Source organism: Geomonas ferrireducens, from assembly GCF_004917065.1.
In the GTDB taxonomy this organism is placed as follows: Bacteria; Desulfobacterota; Desulfuromonadia; order Geobacterales; family Geobacteraceae; genus Geomonas; species Geomonas ferrireducens.
Genome location: NZ_SSYA01000001.1, coordinates 821,512 through 838,335, shown reverse-complemented (window position 1 = coordinate 838,335; position 16,824 = coordinate 821,512). Strand labels below are relative to the sequence as shown.

At 61.0% G+C, this 16,824-nt stretch carries 15 protein-coding genes and 1 pseudogene; 7 read left to right on the top strand and 9 right to left on the bottom strand.

Annotation, left to right across the window (positions count from 1 at the left end; all coding sequences use genetic code 11):
- Nucleotides 1-229: 229 nt before the first annotated feature.
- Together E8L22_RS03700 and E8L22_RS03695 are read right to left on the bottom strand one after the other, a co-directional pair.
- Nucleotides 230-1,270, bottom strand: coding sequence for an SDR family oxidoreductase (locus tag E8L22_RS03700; RefSeq protein ID WP_136523896.1), 1,041 nt, complete (start codon nucleotides 1,268-1,270; stop codon nucleotides 230-232).
- A 139-nt stretch (nucleotides 1,271-1,409) separates the two neighbouring features.
- Entirely contained in the window at nucleotides 1,410-2,774 is a 1,365-nt protein-coding gene (locus tag E8L22_RS03695; RefSeq protein WP_136523895.1) for a chloride channel protein, read from the bottom strand.
- Between the two features lie 215 nt (nucleotides 2,775-2,989).
- Between E8L22_RS03695 and E8L22_RS03690 the strand changes: the two genes are divergently transcribed.
- Entirely contained in the window at nucleotides 2,990-3,445 is a 456-nt protein-coding gene (locus tag E8L22_RS03690; RefSeq protein WP_136523894.1) for a single stranded DNA-binding domain-containing protein, read from the top strand.
- Nucleotides 3,446-3,519: 74 nt separating this feature from the next.
- On the opposite strand, the gene E8L22_RS03685 is transcribed toward E8L22_RS03690, so the two are convergent.
- From E8L22_RS03685 to E8L22_RS21700, 4 genes and pseudogenes are all read right to left on the bottom strand, one after another.
- Nucleotides 3,520-5,427, bottom strand: coding sequence for a tetratricopeptide repeat protein (locus tag E8L22_RS03685; RefSeq protein ID WP_136523893.1), 1,908 nt, complete (start codon nucleotides 5,425-5,427; stop codon nucleotides 3,520-3,522).
- Nucleotides 5,428-5,763: 336 nt separating this feature from the next.
- Nucleotides 5,764-6,357 carry an OmpA family protein gene (locus E8L22_RS03680; RefSeq protein ID WP_136523892.1) on the bottom strand — a complete coding sequence of 198 codons (594 nt, stop codon included), beginning with the start codon at nucleotides 6,355-6,357 and terminating at the stop codon, nucleotides 5,764-5,766.
- A gap of 120 nt (nucleotides 6,358-6,477) precedes the next feature.
- On the bottom strand, nucleotides 6,478-6,804 hold the full coding sequence (locus E8L22_RS03675; RefSeq protein WP_136523891.1) for a hypothetical protein: 327 nt from the start codon (nucleotides 6,802-6,804) through the stop codon (nucleotides 6,478-6,480).
- Between the two features lie 111 nt (nucleotides 6,805-6,915).
- Nucleotides 6,916-7,074, bottom strand: a pseudogene (locus E8L22_RS21700) (ATPase, T2SS/T4P/T4SS family); the annotation flags it as partial.
- Here E8L22_RS21700 and E8L22_RS22055 point away from each other — a divergent pair.
- Complete coding sequence (locus E8L22_RS22055; RefSeq protein WP_198420115.1) at nucleotides 7,031-7,195, top strand: hypothetical protein; 165 nt, start codon at nucleotides 7,031-7,033, stop codon at nucleotides 7,193-7,195. The pseudogene E8L22_RS21700 and the gene E8L22_RS22055 sit on opposite strands and share 44 nt — an antisense overlap.
- 77 nt (nucleotides 7,196-7,272) lie before the next feature.
- The gene (locus E8L22_RS03665; protein ID WP_136523890.1) at nucleotides 7,273-8,505 is read left to right on the top strand and encodes a Tll0287-like domain-containing protein; all 1,233 of its coding nucleotides are present in this window, start codon (nucleotides 7,273-7,275) and stop codon (nucleotides 8,503-8,505) included.
- 33 nt (nucleotides 8,506-8,538) lie between these two features.
- Here the strand turns inward: E8L22_RS03665 and E8L22_RS03660 are convergent, their stop codons facing one another.
- Nucleotides 8,539-9,507, bottom strand: a complete 969-nt coding sequence (locus E8L22_RS03660; RefSeq protein ID WP_136523889.1) for a TolB family protein — start codon at nucleotides 9,505-9,507, stop codon at nucleotides 8,539-8,541.
- Nucleotides 9,508-9,831: 324 nt separating this feature from the next.
- Between E8L22_RS03660 and E8L22_RS03655 the strand changes: the two genes are divergently transcribed.
- Nucleotides 9,832-11,850, top strand: a complete 2,019-nt coding sequence (locus tag E8L22_RS03655) for a hypothetical protein (protein ID WP_162604769.1) — start codon at nucleotides 9,832-9,834, stop codon at nucleotides 11,848-11,850.
- A gap of 259 nt (nucleotides 11,851-12,109) precedes the next feature.
- Nucleotides 12,110-12,964, top strand: a complete 855-nt coding sequence (locus E8L22_RS03650; RefSeq protein ID WP_246044538.1) for a hypothetical protein — start codon at nucleotides 12,110-12,112, stop codon at nucleotides 12,962-12,964.
- Between the two features lie 224 nt (nucleotides 12,965-13,188).
- Here the strand turns inward: E8L22_RS03650 and E8L22_RS03645 are convergent, their stop codons facing one another.
- The gene (locus tag E8L22_RS03645; protein WP_136523886.1) at nucleotides 13,189-13,551 is read right to left on the bottom strand and encodes a winged helix-turn-helix transcriptional regulator; all 363 of its coding nucleotides are present in this window, start codon (nucleotides 13,549-13,551) and stop codon (nucleotides 13,189-13,191) included.
- Nucleotides 13,552-13,721: 170 nt separating this feature from the next.
- Between E8L22_RS03645 and E8L22_RS03640 the strand changes: the two genes are divergently transcribed.
- Both E8L22_RS03640 and E8L22_RS03635 read left to right on the top strand, forming a co-directional pair.
- Complete coding sequence (locus E8L22_RS03640) at nucleotides 13,722-14,357, top strand: flavodoxin family protein (RefSeq protein WP_136523885.1); 636 nt, start codon at nucleotides 13,722-13,724, stop codon at nucleotides 14,355-14,357.
- A gap of 17 nt (nucleotides 14,358-14,374) precedes the next feature.
- Entirely contained in the window at nucleotides 14,375-15,199 is an 825-nt protein-coding gene (locus E8L22_RS03635) for a nitroreductase family protein (RefSeq protein WP_136523884.1), read from the top strand.
- Nucleotides 15,200-15,263: 64 nt separating this feature from the next.
- Here the strand turns inward: E8L22_RS03635 and E8L22_RS03630 are convergent, their stop codons facing one another.
- Nucleotides 15,264-16,823, bottom strand: a complete 1,560-nt coding sequence (locus E8L22_RS03630; RefSeq protein ID WP_198420114.1) for a YiiX/YebB-like N1pC/P60 family cysteine hydrolase — start codon at nucleotides 16,821-16,823, stop codon at nucleotides 15,264-15,266.
- Nucleotide 16,824: the final 1 nt, after the last annotated feature.

The window sequence follows — 16,824 nt, the reverse complement described above, 5'->3', positions numbered from 1 at the left end:
AACCTATCACTTCGGCTGCCACTTCGGGACCCAAACCTGCCACTTTCGAATCGAAACCTTTCACTTCCGTCCTCCAAACCTACCACTTCGCGCCCCAAACCTACCACTTCGGGGCCCAAACCTGCCACTTCCAACCCCGAAACCTATAACTTCCGGCCCGATACCTTCTCATTCGACTTGCGAAGCCATAAGTTTCGCCCGTCAAAGCTACGGCATCCGACTGCACAAGCTATAGCTTCCGATGCCAAAAGGGCTTGCTTCGCGATCCGGACTTGCCGCGAGCCTCGGCGAAAGCGGCCGCCGCCATGGCGCATCCCGCCAACATGATGCCAAGCCCCCACTTGTTCTCGGAGATCCAGACTTGTGCGCTAGTCGACTTCGCACGCGCGTCGAAGCGACCGTGCGCGGCGTACGGCCCGGGAACGCTTTCCCACAGGTTCGCGGGCCGGTCCGCCCGCTCCGGTTCATCGGTTTGCTGCGAACGATACCCGGTGCGGCCGAGATAACGGTCGATGAGGCCGGGGATGAACTTGTTGCCCCACATCGCCTTCACCGTCGGCATGCCGACGTATATTTCCCGGCGCCGGTGGTGTGAGGCCCAGACGATGGCCCTTGCGGCTACATCGGGCTGGAATATCGGGGGGACCGGCTGCGGGCGGTTCGGAAGACGCGACTTCACCCAGTCGAACTGGGGAGTGTTCATCGCGGGGAGTTGCACCATGGTCATGCGCACGCGGCTTTTCCTGTGCAGAAGTTCGCAGCGGATCGAGTCGGTGAAGCCGCGCATGCCGTGCTTTGCGCCGCAGTAGGCGGACTGCAGCGGGATACTACGATCGGCGAGGGCCGAGCCTACCTGGATGATGATGCCGTCGTCGCGAGGCAGCATCCTCTTCAGTGCCGCCATGGTGCCGTGCACAGCGCCGAGATAGGTCACCTCGGTAACCCTTTTGAATTCCTCGGGCGTCATAGCGTCGAACGGAGAGAAGACCGAGGTCATGGCGTTATTGACCCATACATCGATAGGGCCGAATTCCCGCTCCACCTCGGTCGCGGCCTCCTCAACCCGCCCGGAGTCAGCCACATCCCCCACGAGCACGAGCGCCTTTCCCCCGAGTCGTTCCACCTCTTCCCTGGCTGCCTCGAGCCTCTCCAGGTTCCGCGCGAAAAGACCGATACATGCACCCTCGCGGGCGAACGCCTGCGCTATGGCGCGCCCGACACCGGCCGATGCGCCGGTGATAACGACAACCCTGCCGGAACTTTTTTCCATGTGAGCCTCCTTGTGCCTGCGATTTTCGGCGGGTGAACCAGCCGCTTACCACGAAGACAAGGAAACCATGATATCAGATGTGAAAAAATTAACTTTTACGACAGGGCGCCCGATCACTACCGGGGGTGGCAACCGCGGTTTATTTGCGGATTTTCCTCCCTTTGCCAAGCACCTTCGCTCCCTTAACTATGAAGGCTGGGAAGGAGATAGCCAGGCGGTCCTGCAGTTTCTCGGGGTTCAGTTGACCGAGGGGCCTGCCCGTTTCCACCTTCAAGGAAGTGCTTTTCTGGATGCCGAGGATCTGGCTCGGATAGATGCTGCGGTATCCGACGATGAGAAAACTGACCATGCAGGCGACGCCTGCATGCGGGGCGATTCCAGCGCCGAAGAGCTCCATGGCCATCACCGATGCGGCGATCGGGGTGTTGGCGGCGCCGGCGAGAAGGGCGACCATGCCGATCGCCGAGAAGGTGGCGACCAGCGGTTCATGGAAAAGCGACGCGAAAAGGTTCCCCGCTGCCGTTCCAATGAAGAAGATAGGGGTGACGACGCCGCCACTGCCGCCACTTCCCAGGGTGATCGAAGTGGCGATCATCTTCATGAAGGTGGCGTCGAAAGGAAGTACCTGCCCCTTCAGCGCGGCGTCGATACTGTCCAGCCCGAGACCCAGGTAGCGCTGGGACACGAACCTGCCGATCAGCACCATTAGCGCCCCGCCGAAAATAGCCTTCACCACCGGGTGCCATGAAAGTCGGCCGAAAAGCCGGTGCCCCAACTGCATGAGCTCGATAAAGAGCAGGGCCGCGAGACCGCACCAGATGCCGAGCAGGATCATCTCGGTGAAGCTCCAGCCGGTGACGGCGGGGATGATTTCAGTGGCTGGATGCGGATAGCTCGCCCCAAGTTTTCCCGCCACGTGGAACCCAATGATGCCAGCGACGAAAGAAGGAAAGAGCACGTCGTAGAAGACCTGTCCGAGCACAAGCACCTCGACGCCGAAAAGCGCACCGGCGATGGGGGTGCCGAAGACGGTGGCGAACCCGGCACTGATGCCGCAGATCACAAGCTTGCGCCGGTCGACGTCGTTCAGCCGCAACAAAGATGCGAAGGAAGAGGCAAGCCCGGCGCCGATCTGTGCGCAGGGGCCTTCCTTGCCCGCCGAGCCACCGCCGGCCAGCGTGATGACAGTGGCGGCCAATTTAACCGGGACAACCATCACGGATATTCTCCCCATCTTCTGGTGCACCGCCTCAATCACCTTCTCGGTGCCGTGCCCGGCAGCGTCAGGGGCGAACCACCTGACCAGCAGGGTGCTCACGACGAGGGTCAGCGGCAACAGCAGGTAGTAGTCAGGCACCTTGGCGTACTGTGCAGAGGTCCAGGAAAGGGCCTTCAAAAAGGCCGTGGTGCCCCCTCCCACCAGTACCCCTACGATGGAGGCGTAGCTTGCCCACTTGATCACGCTGGCAAGCAGCGTCACCTGTTCGACTATTTTCCGGTTCACATGCGTCCTTTCTTCTCTATTTGGCTTCAACGGCGGTTACCCGCCATCTTGCTGAGCTGCGGAGTGCTGCGATAGCGCTGACTTGATCGATGGTTTCGTTAACCAGGCGGCCTCAGAGAGTTCTGAATGGAATAGATGAGGCGTCTGGAGCTTTATAGCTGAGGAAGTCCCCGGCGGTGGTATGCTTTCAGCCTATTTCACACAAGGAGGTTCTTATGGCAACAAGAAACGTCTCCGTAGTTGTGACATCACTGCTTGCTTTAACCATCACCGCTTCAGCCTACGCCGCTCCGTGGCAAGGGTGGCGCGGCAGCGGGGGATGGGGCATGAACGGCGCCTACCAGCGGCTCTACGACCCGGCGAAGGTGGAGACCGTGGCCGGTGAAGTGGTAAAGGTGGAGGTCATGTCGGCAAGGAAGGGACCGGGCAACGGCGTGCATCTCCAGTTGAAGACCGACCAGGGGACCATCCCGGTGCATCTCGGCCCGGCGTGGTTCGTGGAGCGCCTCGACACGAAGATCGAGAAGGGGGACCGGGTCGAAGTGAAGGGCGCGCGGATCAATTTCGACGGCAAGCCCGCCATCATCGCGGCGGAGGTCAAAAAGGGTGACGCGGTTCTGCAACTGCGAGACGCGGCAGGCGTCCCGGTCTGGGCAGGCTGGCGCCGGTGACGCAAAGCCATCGATGGTGAAAAAGGAGGCGCCTTGTGCAGCGCCTCCTTTCTTTTTTCAACGCAAGCGATCAGCTACCGTTTGGACTTCCGCTTGGCCCCCTTCTTCGAGGCTCCTTTGGAACTCCCTTTCTTCTTCGACTTAGAAACCGCCTTCGAGCTCCCCTTTTTCTTCTTCGAGGACTTGCTCACTTTCGCCTTCTTTTCCGCGTATTTCTTCGGCTCCGCGCTCAGTTTGCTCCAAAGCTCCACAGGCTCGAGCAGGTCCGGATCCGCCTTTCTTGCCGCGGCGAAGGCCTCACGCGCCTTGTCCCGGTCCCCTTCCTTCAGGTAGAGCTTGCCTAACGCGTTCAGGGCCCTCGCATGGTCCGGCTTCAACTTCAATGCCGCGTCGAACTGTTGCAGGGCCTTTTCGTCCTCGCGTTTGAATGCGTAGATCACGCCGAGCCGGTACTGACTGTCGGCACTTTGCGGGTTCAGGCGCGCGTCCTCCTCGAGCAGGGAGGTCACCTGGTCGTACTTCTTCTGCTTCACCGACAAGGAGATGAGCGCGTCCCTTGCCTGCGCATTCCTCGGATCGAGTTTCAGCACCTCGTGCAGGTGCTGCTCGGCCTGCTCGGGCTGCTTCAAGCGCAGGAACAGGAAGGCGATGCTGCGGTGCGCCTCGCTGTTCGCAGGGTCCAGGGCGAGCGCCTTCTCATAGGAGCCGATCGCGTCCTTGTAGGTACGCCGCTTTTCCTGCAGCCGCGCGAGTTTCAAGTAGTTCAGCGGGTTGTCGGCCTGCCGCGAGATGAGGTCCTGATAGGCCCGGATCGCTTCCTCAAGATCGCCGCGCAGGGCGTAGATGTCGGCAAGCCGCCTGCGGGCGTCGCTGTTGGCCGGATCGAGCCTGAGCGACGCGCTGAAGTTGCGTACCGCCTCGTCAAGGTCCCCCTTGCGCTCGTAGAGGGTGCCCAGGTGGTAACGCACCCGCCCGGAATCCTCCTTCTTGCGCAGGGCATCCTCGTAAGCGGTGATCGCCTCTGCGTCGTGGCCGGCGGCCAGTTCGGCGTCGCCCAGTTTCTCGCGCACACCGGCCGCGTCGGGATTCTTCACCAGCAGGGCGCGATATTCGGTCGCCGCGAGGGCGAACTCGCCTTCGTCTTCGTATTTGGCCGCCCGTTTCAGATGGTCGGCGAGCGTGTCGGTGCGCTTCACCCCGGAACGCGCGTATTCCTTGGCGGCTTCGTCGCGTTTCCCCGAGAGTTCCAGCAGTTGGGCCAGCCGGAAATGGTAGCTGGCGTTGTTTGGATCTGCGGTGATCGCCTGGCGCAGATGTGCCGCAGCCTGCACGTAGTCGTTGCGCTCCTGGTACAGGGTGCCCAGTTCGAGATGGACCGTGGCGTTACCCGTCTGCAGGCGGAGCGCTTCCTGAAGGGCCTCCATGGCGTGGTTCTGGTCGCCCAGGCCGCGGTAGCTGCGGGCGATGCTGAGGTACAGGTTCGCATCGTCCGGGAAGGAGGGCTGGACCTGGCGGTACTGGGTGAGGGCCAGGGCGTAAAGTTTGGCGTCGAGGAAGATGTCGGCAAGGGCTCGTGCGTAGCGCGGCTCTTTCGTCTGTCGCGCCGCTTCGAAGAGGTCGACCGAAGCCTCCTCGCGGTTACCTTTCGCCAGGAGCAAAAGGCCGATGCGCCCCCTCGCCTGCAAAAGGAGCGGATCCTTGGCGAAGGCATCGCGGTAGGCAGTCACGGCGCCATCGCTGTCGTGGGCCGCTTCCATGGAAATCCCCTTCAGGTAAAGCGGCGCACCTCCGTCGGGGCAGAGGTCGCGCACCTTGCGCTCCGCCTCGGCCCTCTCTGCGGCGGCACTCTCGGGGGTGATCTTTTCTATTGTTTCACGAGCTTCCGTGCATTTGTCCTTCCCCCCCCAGGTAAAACCGCAGGAAAGAAAGGCGACAACGACGATGGCGGCACGCAAGGCACCGCGTCTTGATTTGTGATTCATTGCACACCTTTTAATGCTGAAAGGGCCGTACTCCGGGTAATGAGGAGTACAGCGGCCTGAAGATGGCTCAGCCCACGCAGCGTTGCAGGAGCCGCAACGTTCCCCCCTTTGCGAAGGGGGGGCAGGGGGGATTTGCCTTGGTCAGATCGCGGACGCTGCGCGAAAATTGATTCATGCCGAACTTACTTAGATCCCCCGTCCTCCTTCGCAAAGGGGGGAGCGCGAGTTCATGTCCTGCGCTTCGTAGGCGACCTCCCCCTCTCGGATGGAAGTTCGTAAAGGGGGACGGGGCCCCGCAGCGATTTGCTGTCGTTGCCCCTCCTGATGTCTGCCTCTTTACTTGCTGATGGTGAATTCGTCGCGCCTGTTCTTGGACCAGGCGTCCTCGGTGTGGGCGGCGTCGACAGGCTTCTCCTCGCCGTAGCCGATGAAGGAGAGGCGGCTCGCGGGGATGCCGAGCGAGGTCAGGTACTTCACCGCTGCCTGCGCGCGGCGCTCGCTGAGGGCCAGGTTGTAATCGTCGGAGCCGCGCTCGTCGCAGTTACCCTCGACGCGGACCTTGACGTTACCCATAGCCTTCAGCTTGTCGAAGTTGGCGGCGAGGGTCTTGCGGGCGGTGTCGCTCAGGATGTCGGAGTCGAAGTCGAAGTAGATCTTTTCGAGAGCCTGGGAAACGGCGGCGGCCTTGGAGGGGGCCGCCTGAGCCTGAGCGAGCCCTTCACTCTTTATGTTGGAGTCCGGCAGGGCCGTCGTGGGAGCCGCCGCCGGTTTGGACTCGGCCGGCTTAGCCTGCGTGGGTGCGGCCGACTGGGTGGTGGTAGAAGGAGCGATCGGCTGGTCGGCCTTGACTGCCTGCTGCTTGGCGCAGCCGCCTGCGATCAAAAGGCCGGTGCAAAGAACGGGAACGAAACGCTTGAGAGACATCTTCATGGAAAACCTCCATCTTCTGCTTTCAGTAGTTTATTGGACGCGACAGGGCGCGCGCGGACGCAAGCGACCGCATGATTGCCATCTCGTGGCAACGGAGCTGTGGTTAATGGCGCGAATGGGTCAGGCTGCGGAGTGAGGAGGCGCCCGGGAAAGGTTGGGGAAATACGGGGAGAGTGCCGCGCCGTGGAAGGCGTGGGGGAGCTCGGTGCGATAGGTGGCATGAAGTACCGGTTCGACGGCCGGCGGCAGTTCGGCATGAACGTGGTCCAGTGACTTCTTGGCCGCGGTTTCATGGTGCTTCTTGAACTGCTCTTCTATGTAGGCGCGGGGTTTCGGCTTGGGGCTGCGCCCCGGCTGCGAGATTTCAGGCACTCGCATCCCGAAGAATAGGACGCAGAGCGTAGTGGCGCAGGTGAGGAATATCAGCAGTGATCTATGATGCAGCATTTTATTGATCATAGTGAAGGTTTGCCGACGAGTTATAGGCAGACAAGACTTTATAACCGATCTCTCGGTGAAACACAACCCTCCTACTTGATACAGACGCGACGCACCTCGTGTACGTCGGTGATTCCCTGCAGGCACTTGAGTATGCCGTCCTGCTTGAGTGTGGTCATGTTGATAGCTCTCCTTGCAGGCCGAACACAGGCGGCGGGCCAGACGCTGGGCGAGGATGCACAAAAGCGCATCGGAGAAGCTGAAGGGATCAAGCCCCATGTCGAGCAGGCGGGTAATCGTCTCCGGCGCCGAGGTGGTGTGCAGGGTGGAGAAGACAGAGGGGGGACGCAGCAATACGACTGGGACCTTCAGCGGGACTGCGGCCGGGATTGTGCGGTAGCCGAAATGGCTAAAAACCCCATTGACAGCTATTGTCGCTGACAGTAGGGTGGCTAAAACCCTGATGACGGAAGGCAAATGCGCGCGATTTCAGCTAAAAATCTGTTCCTGGCTCTGTATGTGACCTCCTTTGTTGCTGTCGCGGCTGCCATCGTCGTTACGGTGAACTATCACCAGCGCGGGCAGGCACTGGCGGAGGCCCAGGAAAAGGCGCGCCTCATTCTGGACCGCAACATGGCCATCCACAGCTACTTCTCCAACCAGCTGAAGCCGCATGTTTTCGATCTCAGCGACCGTTACCGTACGCCGGAGTACTTCGATCCGGTCTGGATGTCGTCCACCTACGCGGTGCGTGAGATCGACGCCTACAACAAGGCCTTCTCAAGGAGTGATTACTACTACAAGGAATGCGCGGTGAACGCGAGAAGCCCGAAGAACGAGGCAGACCCGTTCGAACGCGCCTTCATCGCCGACCTCAAGCGCGATAACGCACTCGATGTCCGTTCCGACATACGTCAGATAGACGGAAAGCCCTACTTCGTCGTCATGCGTCGCGGGGAGAGCATGGAGAAGAGCTGCCTGCGCTGCCACAGCATGCCGCAGTCGGCGCCCGCGGAACTGGTCAGGCAATACGGGGAGACGCGAAGTTTCAACCGGCAGGATCGCGAGCTCGTCTCCGCCATCTCGATCCGCATCCCGCTGCAGCAGGCCTACGCCAGCGCCAACGAACTCTCCTTCAAGCTTTCCGTGCTGCTGTTGACCATACTCGGAGTTTCATCGGCCCTGCAGTTCCTGTTCATGGACCGCTTGCTGCTCGGGCCGCTCGGGGACCTCCGCGACCGGACTATGGCAATCATCCGCGATGACAAAAAGCTCGGAGAGGATATTGCGCTACCGCTCCATGGGACGGAACTGAGGGAGCTGACCGGCGCCTTCAACGATCTGTCCAGGCATCTGCGGGCCGAGAAGGATGGGCTGGTGGGGCAGGTGAAGGAGAGGACTGCGGAGCTTGAAACGCTGAACAGAATCTTGGAACAGGACGTGGCTGAGCGAAAGGTAATCCAGGGGGAGCTGGCGGCAAAGGTGGAGGAATTGGAGGCTGCGCTTGCCAAAGTGCGCATCCTCGAGGGAGTGATCCCGATCTGCTCCTACTGCAAGAAGATCCGCAATGACCAGGAGAGCTGGCAGCAGATGGAACAGTACATCTCGGAGCACACCGACGCCTTGTTCAGCCACGGCATCTGCCCCTCCTGTTTCGAGGAAATGAAAGAAGGCCTGCAGTCCAAACGGGAGAAGCCTCCCGAGTCATGATAAGTCTACGCACCCGCCTCGCGGGGTGGGCGGTTACCTGGCGCCGCCGGTTGGTATCGTCGCCAGATAGATGTTCTTCAGGTCACTGAAGACAACACGATCGCCGTAGATCGCCGGTGTGTAGTAATCCGTGGTCCCGTGAGTCAGCGCGGTTTCCTTGCCGGTCGCCAGGTCGAGGAGGTGGATATCTTCTGCCTCCGCCCGGGAATTGTCGACGAAAACGACCTTGGTCTCCCAGACGCGCGGGAAGCGCTGGTTGGCGTCGCTTCTGGTGAGCTGTCTCTCCTTGCCCGTGGCGGTGTCATAGAGGTAGATGTCGTAGTTGGGCAGTACGTCCTTGTTCCGGTTATCCTCCCACACCACCAAGTTCCCGTACGCGGCCGGCGACCACTGGGCCTCCGGGTTGCTGGTGATCCTCGACTCTTTTCCCTTCGCGATGTCATAGAGGTAGATGTCGCCCGAATCGTTGCGCTCGTCCTTCCAGACCAGGTATTGCGCCGACAGGGCGGCGAACCCTTGCGGCGCCTGCCCTGACGTCATCCACTTTTCCTTTTTTGTGGCCGGATCGTACAGACAGACCGTTCCCTTGCCGTCGCTCAGGTCGGTCCAGGCCAGGTACCGTTCCGAGACGGCAAGGTCGATCTTCTGGATCGGCGACACCACCACCGGCCTCTCCTTTTTCTCCGCAAGATCGTACATGTAGATGTCCGAGTTCCCGTTGCGGTAGTCCTGCCAGTAGATCCTGTCCCCGTAGATGCGCGGCTTCTTGTGGTCGTGCCCACCTTGGGTTATCCGCGTTTCGATGCCTGATGCGATGTCGAAGAGGTAGATGTCCGCCTTGCCGTTGCGGCTGTCCTGCCAGACCACGCGCCCGCCGTATATGTCCGGGAACTGTTTCGTCCCCGCGCCGCTGCTGATACGGGTGATGGTGACGTCGCCGGCGTTGACGAACGCTGGGAGAAGAAGGATGGCGATTATCGCGGCACGGATAGCGTTTTTCATGATGCCTCTCGTAGAACGGCTCTCTTGGAGCAGGTGATGGTCAGCAGGGGACTTGTATGAGATTTAGCTTAATATGTCAACGTTTCTCTGTTAATGGGGATTTCACCCTAGCTGGTGGTGTATAACACCCAACAGGGTGGAGTGGCTCACCCGGAGCGGCAGGTCTGTAGGAGGGGATCGGACATTTCTGTAGGTGAAACGGTTGCTTATTAGGGCGCGCCCATTTTGGTATAAGTGTTGCTTGTTATGCCCACTTGTGAACGCACAGACCGTGGCCACGGGCAAATAGTTCGCACTGCAGGGAACACATCCAAGGAGGTTGACATGAAGAAAACCGCACTGGTTGGAGGCGTGCTGCTGGCCGCTTCCTGCTACGGCACCGCTTTCGCGGCGACCCTTTCGGTGCAGACGGCGACCAACAAGCTGAACTATGGTCAGAGTTCCGTCGTAACCGTGAAGGCCAACGCCGAGAACGGCACCACCCGGATCACCACTTCCCAGATCCGCTACGCAAACGTCACCATCAAGAGCCCTACCGGGACGACGCTCTTGAACGGTGTCGCCATGAGCAAGGACCCGTACACCGGGTTCGCCTACTACAACTACACCCTCTCGAGCTCCGCACCGAAAGGGACCTACACCGCCACGGTCAGCTTCACCGACACGAGCAGCAACACCGGTTCCGGCTCCACCACCTTCAAGGTGCAGCTCCCGGTGCCGAGCCACGCAAGCTACGTGACCGCGTACAACGGTCCGGCCACCTGCATCACCAGCTCCTGCCACGCAAGCCAGGCGACCGCCATGTTCGGTTCGGTACACTACCAGTGGACCGGCGACAACCAGAAGGCGATTGAGCTGGCGGCTTCCGGCTCCAAGGCCTCCAAGATGGGCGGCATCAACAACTTCTGCATTCAGCCGGACATGAACTGGCTGACCATCTTCGCCAAGACCGACGGGACCACCGGCCCCGGCGGCTGCGCGGTCTGCCATGCGGGCAACGGTTTGAAGCCCTCCACCACCTCCAGCCAGGCGCAGCTTGAGAACATCGACTGCCTCATGTGCCACGGCAACGGCTACTCCAGGAAGGTGATCCAGAACGCCGACGGCACCTTCTCCATGGTCCCGGCCGACGGTCTGAACGTGCTCTCCATCGCGCAGAACGTGATCCGACCGACCCGCACCACCTGCATGCGCTGCCACGAGAAGTCCGGCGGCGGTGACAACTACAAGCGCGGCGACATCGAATCGACCAACAAGGTCTGCACCAAGGCTTACGACGTGCACATGGGAAGCGACGGGCAGAACTTCGCCTGCCAGGAGTGCCATAGGACCGAAGGACACCGGATGGCAGGCCGCGGCTCCGACATGCGCGCTCTTGACACCACCCGCGTACTTTCCTGCGAGAACTGCCACTCCCGCATCCCGCACCGCTCCACCAACGTGAGCTACAACGACTTGAACCGCCACAGCGACAAGGTTAACTGCTCCGTATGCCACGTACCGACCTTCGCGAAGACCATCCCGACCGACACGCACAGGAACTGGGCCGTCATGGAGATCGACACAGCCAAGGCGCTGTGGGACCCGGAGATGACCAAGGGCACCAACATCATGCCGACCTACGCGTGGTTCAACGGGTTCAGCCACTTCTACAAGTTCAAGGATCCCGCCAGCCTCGATTCCCGCGGCGTGCAGGTGATCAGCAGCCCCGACGGAGCTTTCGTCGATCCGACCGGGAAGTTCTCCAAGCTCTACCCGTTCAAACTCCACACCGGTTCGCAGCCGATGGAGACCACCACCAAGCAGCTCCTGCCGGTGAAGAACAAGTACGCCTTCGAGACCGGTGACATCAACACCGCCATCCAGTTGGGCGCCGCCGCCCAGGGGATGACCTACAATGCCCACACCTTCGTCCCGACTGAGCAGTACGAGGGGATCTTCCACGGCGTAGGTCCGAAGACCACCGCAGTCTCCTGCTCCAACGGCGGCTGCCACCCGCAGGTCACCGCCGGCGCGAACCGTATTCCGTTCGCAAACCTCGGCTACACCCGTCGCGGCACCACCGCGCAACTGTGCGACGTTTGCCACTCGGCGAAGACCTACACGAGCTTCACCTCGCTGCACAGCAACCACCGCGACCGCAAGAACTGCGCGGCCTGCCACGGCACCGGCTATCCGCTGAAGGAAGCGATGACCACCCTGTGCGACAACTGCCATGGCATGAAGAGCTTCCCGGGCGCCAACAGCGTCCACAGCACCCACGTCCAGAGCAAAGGGTATGACTGCAGCAACTGCCATACCTTCAGCGCAGGGATGACCGGCGGGCATACCGAAGAGCACTAGCGGTAATCAGCAGTAACAGTCGCAGTACCGAAAAGCCACCCATACGGGTGGCTTTTCCTTTGTGTTGCGGTGGCTGTTTTGGTGCAGCAGCTGGAATGTGGTATGCTGTTATGCGGCGCGATGCTGTAAGAGAGGGCCGCGCCGCTTTGAGATACCTACAACACCTGCTGAGTAAATGGAGGACAATATGCAAAGATTGCGTCATTGCTTCATAGTACTGGGCTTGCTGTTCTGTCTGTCCACTACCGCAACAGCCTCAGTGAGCGTTGGCATAGGGATCGGGCTTCCCAACGTGAGCATCGGGATCAATCTCGGTGGCTACCCCGACCTGCGCCCTATACCGGGTTATCCCGTCTACTATGCCCCCAATGTCCCCGGCAACTACTTCTTTTATGACGGCATGTACTGGAGCTTCTGGAACGATAACTGGTACGTGAGCTCCTGGTACAACGGTCCATGGGCTCTGGTAGACCCCTATGTGGTGCCGGTCTACATCCTGCGCGTACCGGTGCGGTACTATGTTGAACCGCCGGTCTACTTCAGGTCCTGGGCGCCCAACTACCCGCCGCGCTGGGGACAGCACTGGGGACGCGGATGGGAAGAACGCCGCCACGGCTGGGACCGCTGGGACAGAAGCCGCGCGCCCGGCAGGGCGCCGCTTCCCACCTACCAGCGCCGCTATACCGGTGATCGCTATCCTTCTACTTACGAACAGCAGCAAAGGGTGCGCCGTGACAGTTACCGTTACCAGCCTAAAAACAGCGTGGTACGGCAACATCTGAGGGAGGTGGAAAAACGTCCATCCGGTCCGCCGGTACGCCAGGAGCGTCCCGAGATGAGAGGGCCGGGTGCAATGCCGCCGGCCCAGATGCAGCGCGGGCCGGAACGCGAGCGGCAGGCACCGATGCAGCACGAACCGAGGATGCAGCCTCCTGCCCAGCACGCGCCGAAGGCCATGGAGCCTCCAAGGGGGCATGAGCCTCGCATTGAGCAGCGCATGGAACCGCGCCAGGAAAGGATGCAGGAGAGGATGGAAAGAGGTGGCGGCCCCGAGAGGGGCGGCGGCCAGGGCCGGGGCCGCGGCCAGGACAAGGATGACGAACGTGGCCGCTAGTGCGGTAATCCAGTAGCACGAATGGGCCCCTCCCCGGCATCGGGAGAGGGGCCCTTTACTTTGTTTTTGCAGAAAGTTCCGGGGAACGTGAAGTGCGGCCTCCTGCGAAGCACTGCATGAGCCCCTACGTTCCCCACTTGATGTAGGGGGAGCCTGCCCCCCGTAGCGCGCCTTCGCGAAGGGGGGACAGGGGGGATTTGCCTTGATGCGATCTCAGGCCGGTTTCAGGGCGTGTTCGCCGCCTTAAGGTAGCTCGCCCCCCAGTCGCACATCATCTCCAGGATCGGAAAGATGCTCTTTCCCTGCTCGGTCAGTGAGTACTCGACCTTGGGCGGAACCTGCGGGTAGACTTCGCGGTGCACCAGCCCATCGCCCTCCAGTTCGCGCAACTGCTGGGTGAGCATCTTCCTCGTCGTGTCCGCGAACTGTCGCTGCAGGTCGGAAAAGCGCATGGTGTCCTGTGCGAGATGCCATAGGATGGAGGCCTTCCATTTCCCACCGACAAGAGCCAGTGTCACGTCGATACCGCACTTGTATTCCTTGTCCCGCAATGTCATTACTTCGGCTGTAGACTGGCTTTGCTGCATGTCATCTCCTTCTGGCGAGGTTCCCTGTAGGGTACCGTGTTTCAAATAAGGTACTACGTTTCGCAAAAGTACGTTATTGACGGTCCGGCACCAATGGTCCTATATAGCCCAACTGCAAAAAAAAGAAAAGCGTCGGGTTGATTCAGAACAGCCAGACGGGAGGAGACACAATGAAGGTCGTGGCATTCAACGGCAGCCCCAACAAGGAAGGGAACACCTATCACGCCATCAAGCTGGTGGCCGAAGAGCTGGCCAAGGATGGGATCGAGACCGAGATCGTCCATGTCGGGAACAAGGCGATCCGCGGCTGCATCGCCTGTTACCAGTGCTTGAAGAACCAGGATGAACGGTGCGCCATCAAGGACGACGAGGTGAACGAGTACGTCCAGAAGATGAAGGGTGCCGATGGCATCATCCTGGGGTCCCCGGTGCACTATTCAGGGGTCGGGGGGACCTTGAAGTCGTTCATGGACCGCGCCTTCTTCGTGGCCGGCGTGAACGGCGGCCTGCTGCGCCACAAGGTGGGTGCGGCGGTGGTCGCGGTGCGCCGCTCCGGCGGAGTGACGACCTTCGACCAGTTGAATCACTTCCTGAACTACTCCGAGATGCTGCTCCCCACTTCCAACTACTGGAACGTGATCCACGGCAGGACACCCGGCGAGGCTCTTCAGGACGGCGAAGGTGTGCAGATAATGCGCGTTCTCGCCAAGAACATGGCGTGGCTTCTCAAGCTTGTGGAAAACGGCAAGGGGGTGGTGCCCGAGCCGGAGCAGGAGACCAAGATCTTCACCAACTTCATCAGGTAAAGGGTCCGGAGGGAAGGATGCTGCAATTCAAGGTAGACAAGGAGAAATGCACCAGGTGCGGCCTGTGCGTTGCCGACTGTCCGGCGCACGTCATGGATACGGCGGATGGGTTTCCATTGATCATGGCGGAGAAGGAGGCGGGATGCTACCGCTGCCAGCACTGCTTCGCGGTCTGTCCCACCGGCGCCGTATCAATCCTGGGGCTCGACCCGCAAGAGAGTACGCCGCTTGAGGGGGACTGGCGCCCGGACCCGGCAAAGCTGGAGACCCTGATGAAAGGGCGTCGGTCTGTGCGGCGCTACAAGCAGGAGAACCTGGAGCCGGAACTTTTGCAGCGCCTGCTCGAGGTCGCCTGGCACGCACCTACCGGCGTCAACACCCGCCAGGTACGCTTCACGGTTATCGACGATCGGGAAAAGCTCGCCTCCTTCCGCGATGAACTTTTGGCCGGTGTCGCGCGTCTGGTGCGTGAGAACGCGCTTCCCGAGCAGCTCGCGTTCTTCGGCGATTTCGTGAAGCTCTGGGAGGAGCAGTGCGTGGACGTTCTTTTCCGCGGCGCACCGCACCTGCTGGTCGCGTCGGTCTCGGACAAGGCGGTCTCGCCGCTGCAGGACTGCATGATCGCGCTCAGCTACTTCGAGCTCTTCGCGCAGGCAAACGGCGTGGGTACCGTCTGGGACGGCCTCGCCAAGATCGCCATCAACGATCTCGTCCCCGAATCCCTGGCCCGCCTCGGCATCCCAGAGGACCACACCGTCGGCTATTGCATCGCCTTCGGCAAGCCCGCCGTCCAATACGCGCGCACCGTCCAGCACCAGGGCGCCCTGATCCACCGCATCTGATAAAAAAAGGGGACCGGCTCTTTATGTGCCGGTCCCCCCTTCCTTCCGCCCCTTCCTTCCGCCCTTACCGCGCCGACTGGCTCCCGTTGGGTAATCCCATAAGCTTCGCCATGGTGTTGAGCGGGTCGTGTGAGACCAGATTCCCCTCGTGGTAGAAGGCCACCAACTGCAGGGTGCCCCCCTTGATCGCCTTGATGGCCACGTCGTCCGGCGTGAAGGTGGTGCGTCCCAGCGACTTCTTGGTCGGCCAATCGACCCCGCTGTAGCTCATGTACACAAGCTTTGAGCAGTACACCCTCCCCTTGGACTCGACGTCGAAGTTGAAGTCGTACGGCTTCCCTACCTGGCGCAGTGCCTGGATCACAGTGTGGGCGCGGTCTTGACGTGTGGCCGCGGTCTTGCGCAGGATCCCGATGCTGTCGATGTTGAGGAAGTGCTGCATGGTGTTCATCTCGACCCCGGAGCGCAGCGCCTCGACCACCATGTGGCCGCTTTTTATCTGTTGCTGGTACGGCTTAACCACCGGGTGATCCCAGATCCCCAGCTCCCGCAACTCCTGCTCGGAGCCGGTCCACACCGCCGCATGCCCCCAGTAGCCCGGAATCAGCTTGTCGGTGAGCCGGAAGGGGGTCTTCTCCAGGAGAATGTCTCCCGCCTGCAGGTTTCTCTGCACCTCGGCCCTTACCGCTTCCTTCCCGTACAGTTTTCCCTTCCGGGTCTCCACGAGCCCCACCGCGTTTCCGAAAACCATGCTGAACAGGCTGGTCCCCTCCCGCTCAAGACCTAGCAGTGTGTCCGTGGTCACCGCGCCGAAGAAGCCGAGCTTTCTGCCGATTACGTAGAAGGGGGACCATTTCTTTACTATGTCGTATGAGGGGCTTTGCCTTATCAGGGTGGAGACGTAGTCCATGGCGAGGGTGTCCGAGGTGAAGGGGGATTTCCTGATCTGTTTCTCGTAGAAGTTGATCGCCCTGCGTACCCGCTGGCGGTTCGCGATGGAATCGTAGTTCATGGTGACCTTGGCAAGCTCGGCGCGCCGCACCGCATAACCCGGGTCGCGCTCGTTCAGGATGCGGCGCAGCTTAGCGTCACCCTCGAAGAGGGAGATGGCGAGCAGGTAGTTGTCGTAGAGGACCAGGGCGGAGGAAAGCGAGAGCATGACCCCTTTGAGCCGGCTCTCCTTGGTTACCCCGAGCTCGGCGAAATACCTGTCGTCGACATCGAGCCAGCACTCGTGCGCCTCTGCCAGGGCTAGGAGCTTCTCGCGCAGCGCCAAGTGGTCGATGATTCCCTGGTTGATGAGGGCGAGGTCGTCGCCTGAGAGTGGTTTGCCACGCTCCATTTCTTGCTTGATGCGGATGCCGGTCTTGATGGTCTCCGCGCGCAGCGCGAGCGCCTCTTCCGCGAGGGTGCGGAACTCGTTTAGCTCCCGCGTGAGCCCCTGCTCCACGCTCGCCTTGGTGCAGCCGTGCGCCTCGAGGAAGTGCCCGGTACAGGTATTGTCCGATTCCCCGCCGCATGCCCCCCTTTCGACGAGTTCTTTAAGGGTGTCTGCGGCCATGACCGGCGGCGCGCAGGATAGGGCGATGAAGAGCGAGAGCAGGATGCAGAGACGAAGCCTCATG

Bases quoted from the DNA above. Each gene is read 5' to 3' on its own strand.
- E8L22_RS03655 (WP_162604769.1), top strand. From the start codon at position 9,832: ATGAAGAAAACCGCACTGGTTGGAGGCGTGCTGCTGGCCGCTTCCTGC.
- E8L22_RS03685 (WP_136523893.1), bottom strand. From the start codon at position 5,427: ATGAATCACAAATCAAGACGCGGTGCCTTGCGTGCCGCCATCGTCGTT.
- E8L22_RS03665 (WP_136523890.1), top strand. From the start codon at position 7,273: ATGCGCGCGATTTCAGCTAAAAATCTGTTCCTGGCTCTGTATGTGACC.
- E8L22_RS03630 (WP_198420114.1), bottom strand. From the start codon at position 16,823: ATGAGGCTTCGTCTCTGCATCCTGCTCTCGCTCTTCATCGCCCTATCC.
- E8L22_RS03635 (WP_136523884.1), top strand. From the start codon at position 14,375: ATGCTGCAATTCAAGGTAGACAAGGAGAAATGCACCAGGTGCGGCCTG.
- E8L22_RS03700 (WP_136523896.1), bottom strand. From the start codon at position 1,270: ATGGAAAAAAGTTCCGGCAGGGTTGTCGTTATCACCGGCGCATCGGCC.
- E8L22_RS03645 (WP_136523886.1), bottom strand. From the start codon at position 13,551: ATGCAGCAAAGCCAGTCTACAGCCGAAGTAATGACATTGCGGGACAAG.
- E8L22_RS03690 (WP_136523894.1), top strand. From the start codon at position 2,990: ATGGCAACAAGAAACGTCTCCGTAGTTGTGACATCACTGCTTGCTTTA.
- E8L22_RS22055 (WP_198420115.1), top strand. From the start codon at position 7,031: ATGCACAAAAGCGCATCGGAGAAGCTGAAGGGATCAAGCCCCATGTCG.
- E8L22_RS03680 (WP_136523892.1), bottom strand. From the start codon at position 6,357: ATGAAGATGTCTCTCAAGCGTTTCGTTCCCGTTCTTTGCACCGGCCTT.
- E8L22_RS03640 (WP_136523885.1), top strand. From the start codon at position 13,722: ATGAAGGTCGTGGCATTCAACGGCAGCCCCAACAAGGAAGGGAACACC.
- E8L22_RS03660 (WP_136523889.1), bottom strand. From the start codon at position 9,507: ATGAAAAACGCTATCCGTGCCGCGATAATCGCCATCCTTCTTCTCCCA.
- E8L22_RS03675 (WP_136523891.1), bottom strand. From the start codon at position 6,804: ATGCTGCATCATAGATCACTGCTGATATTCCTCACCTGCGCCACTACG.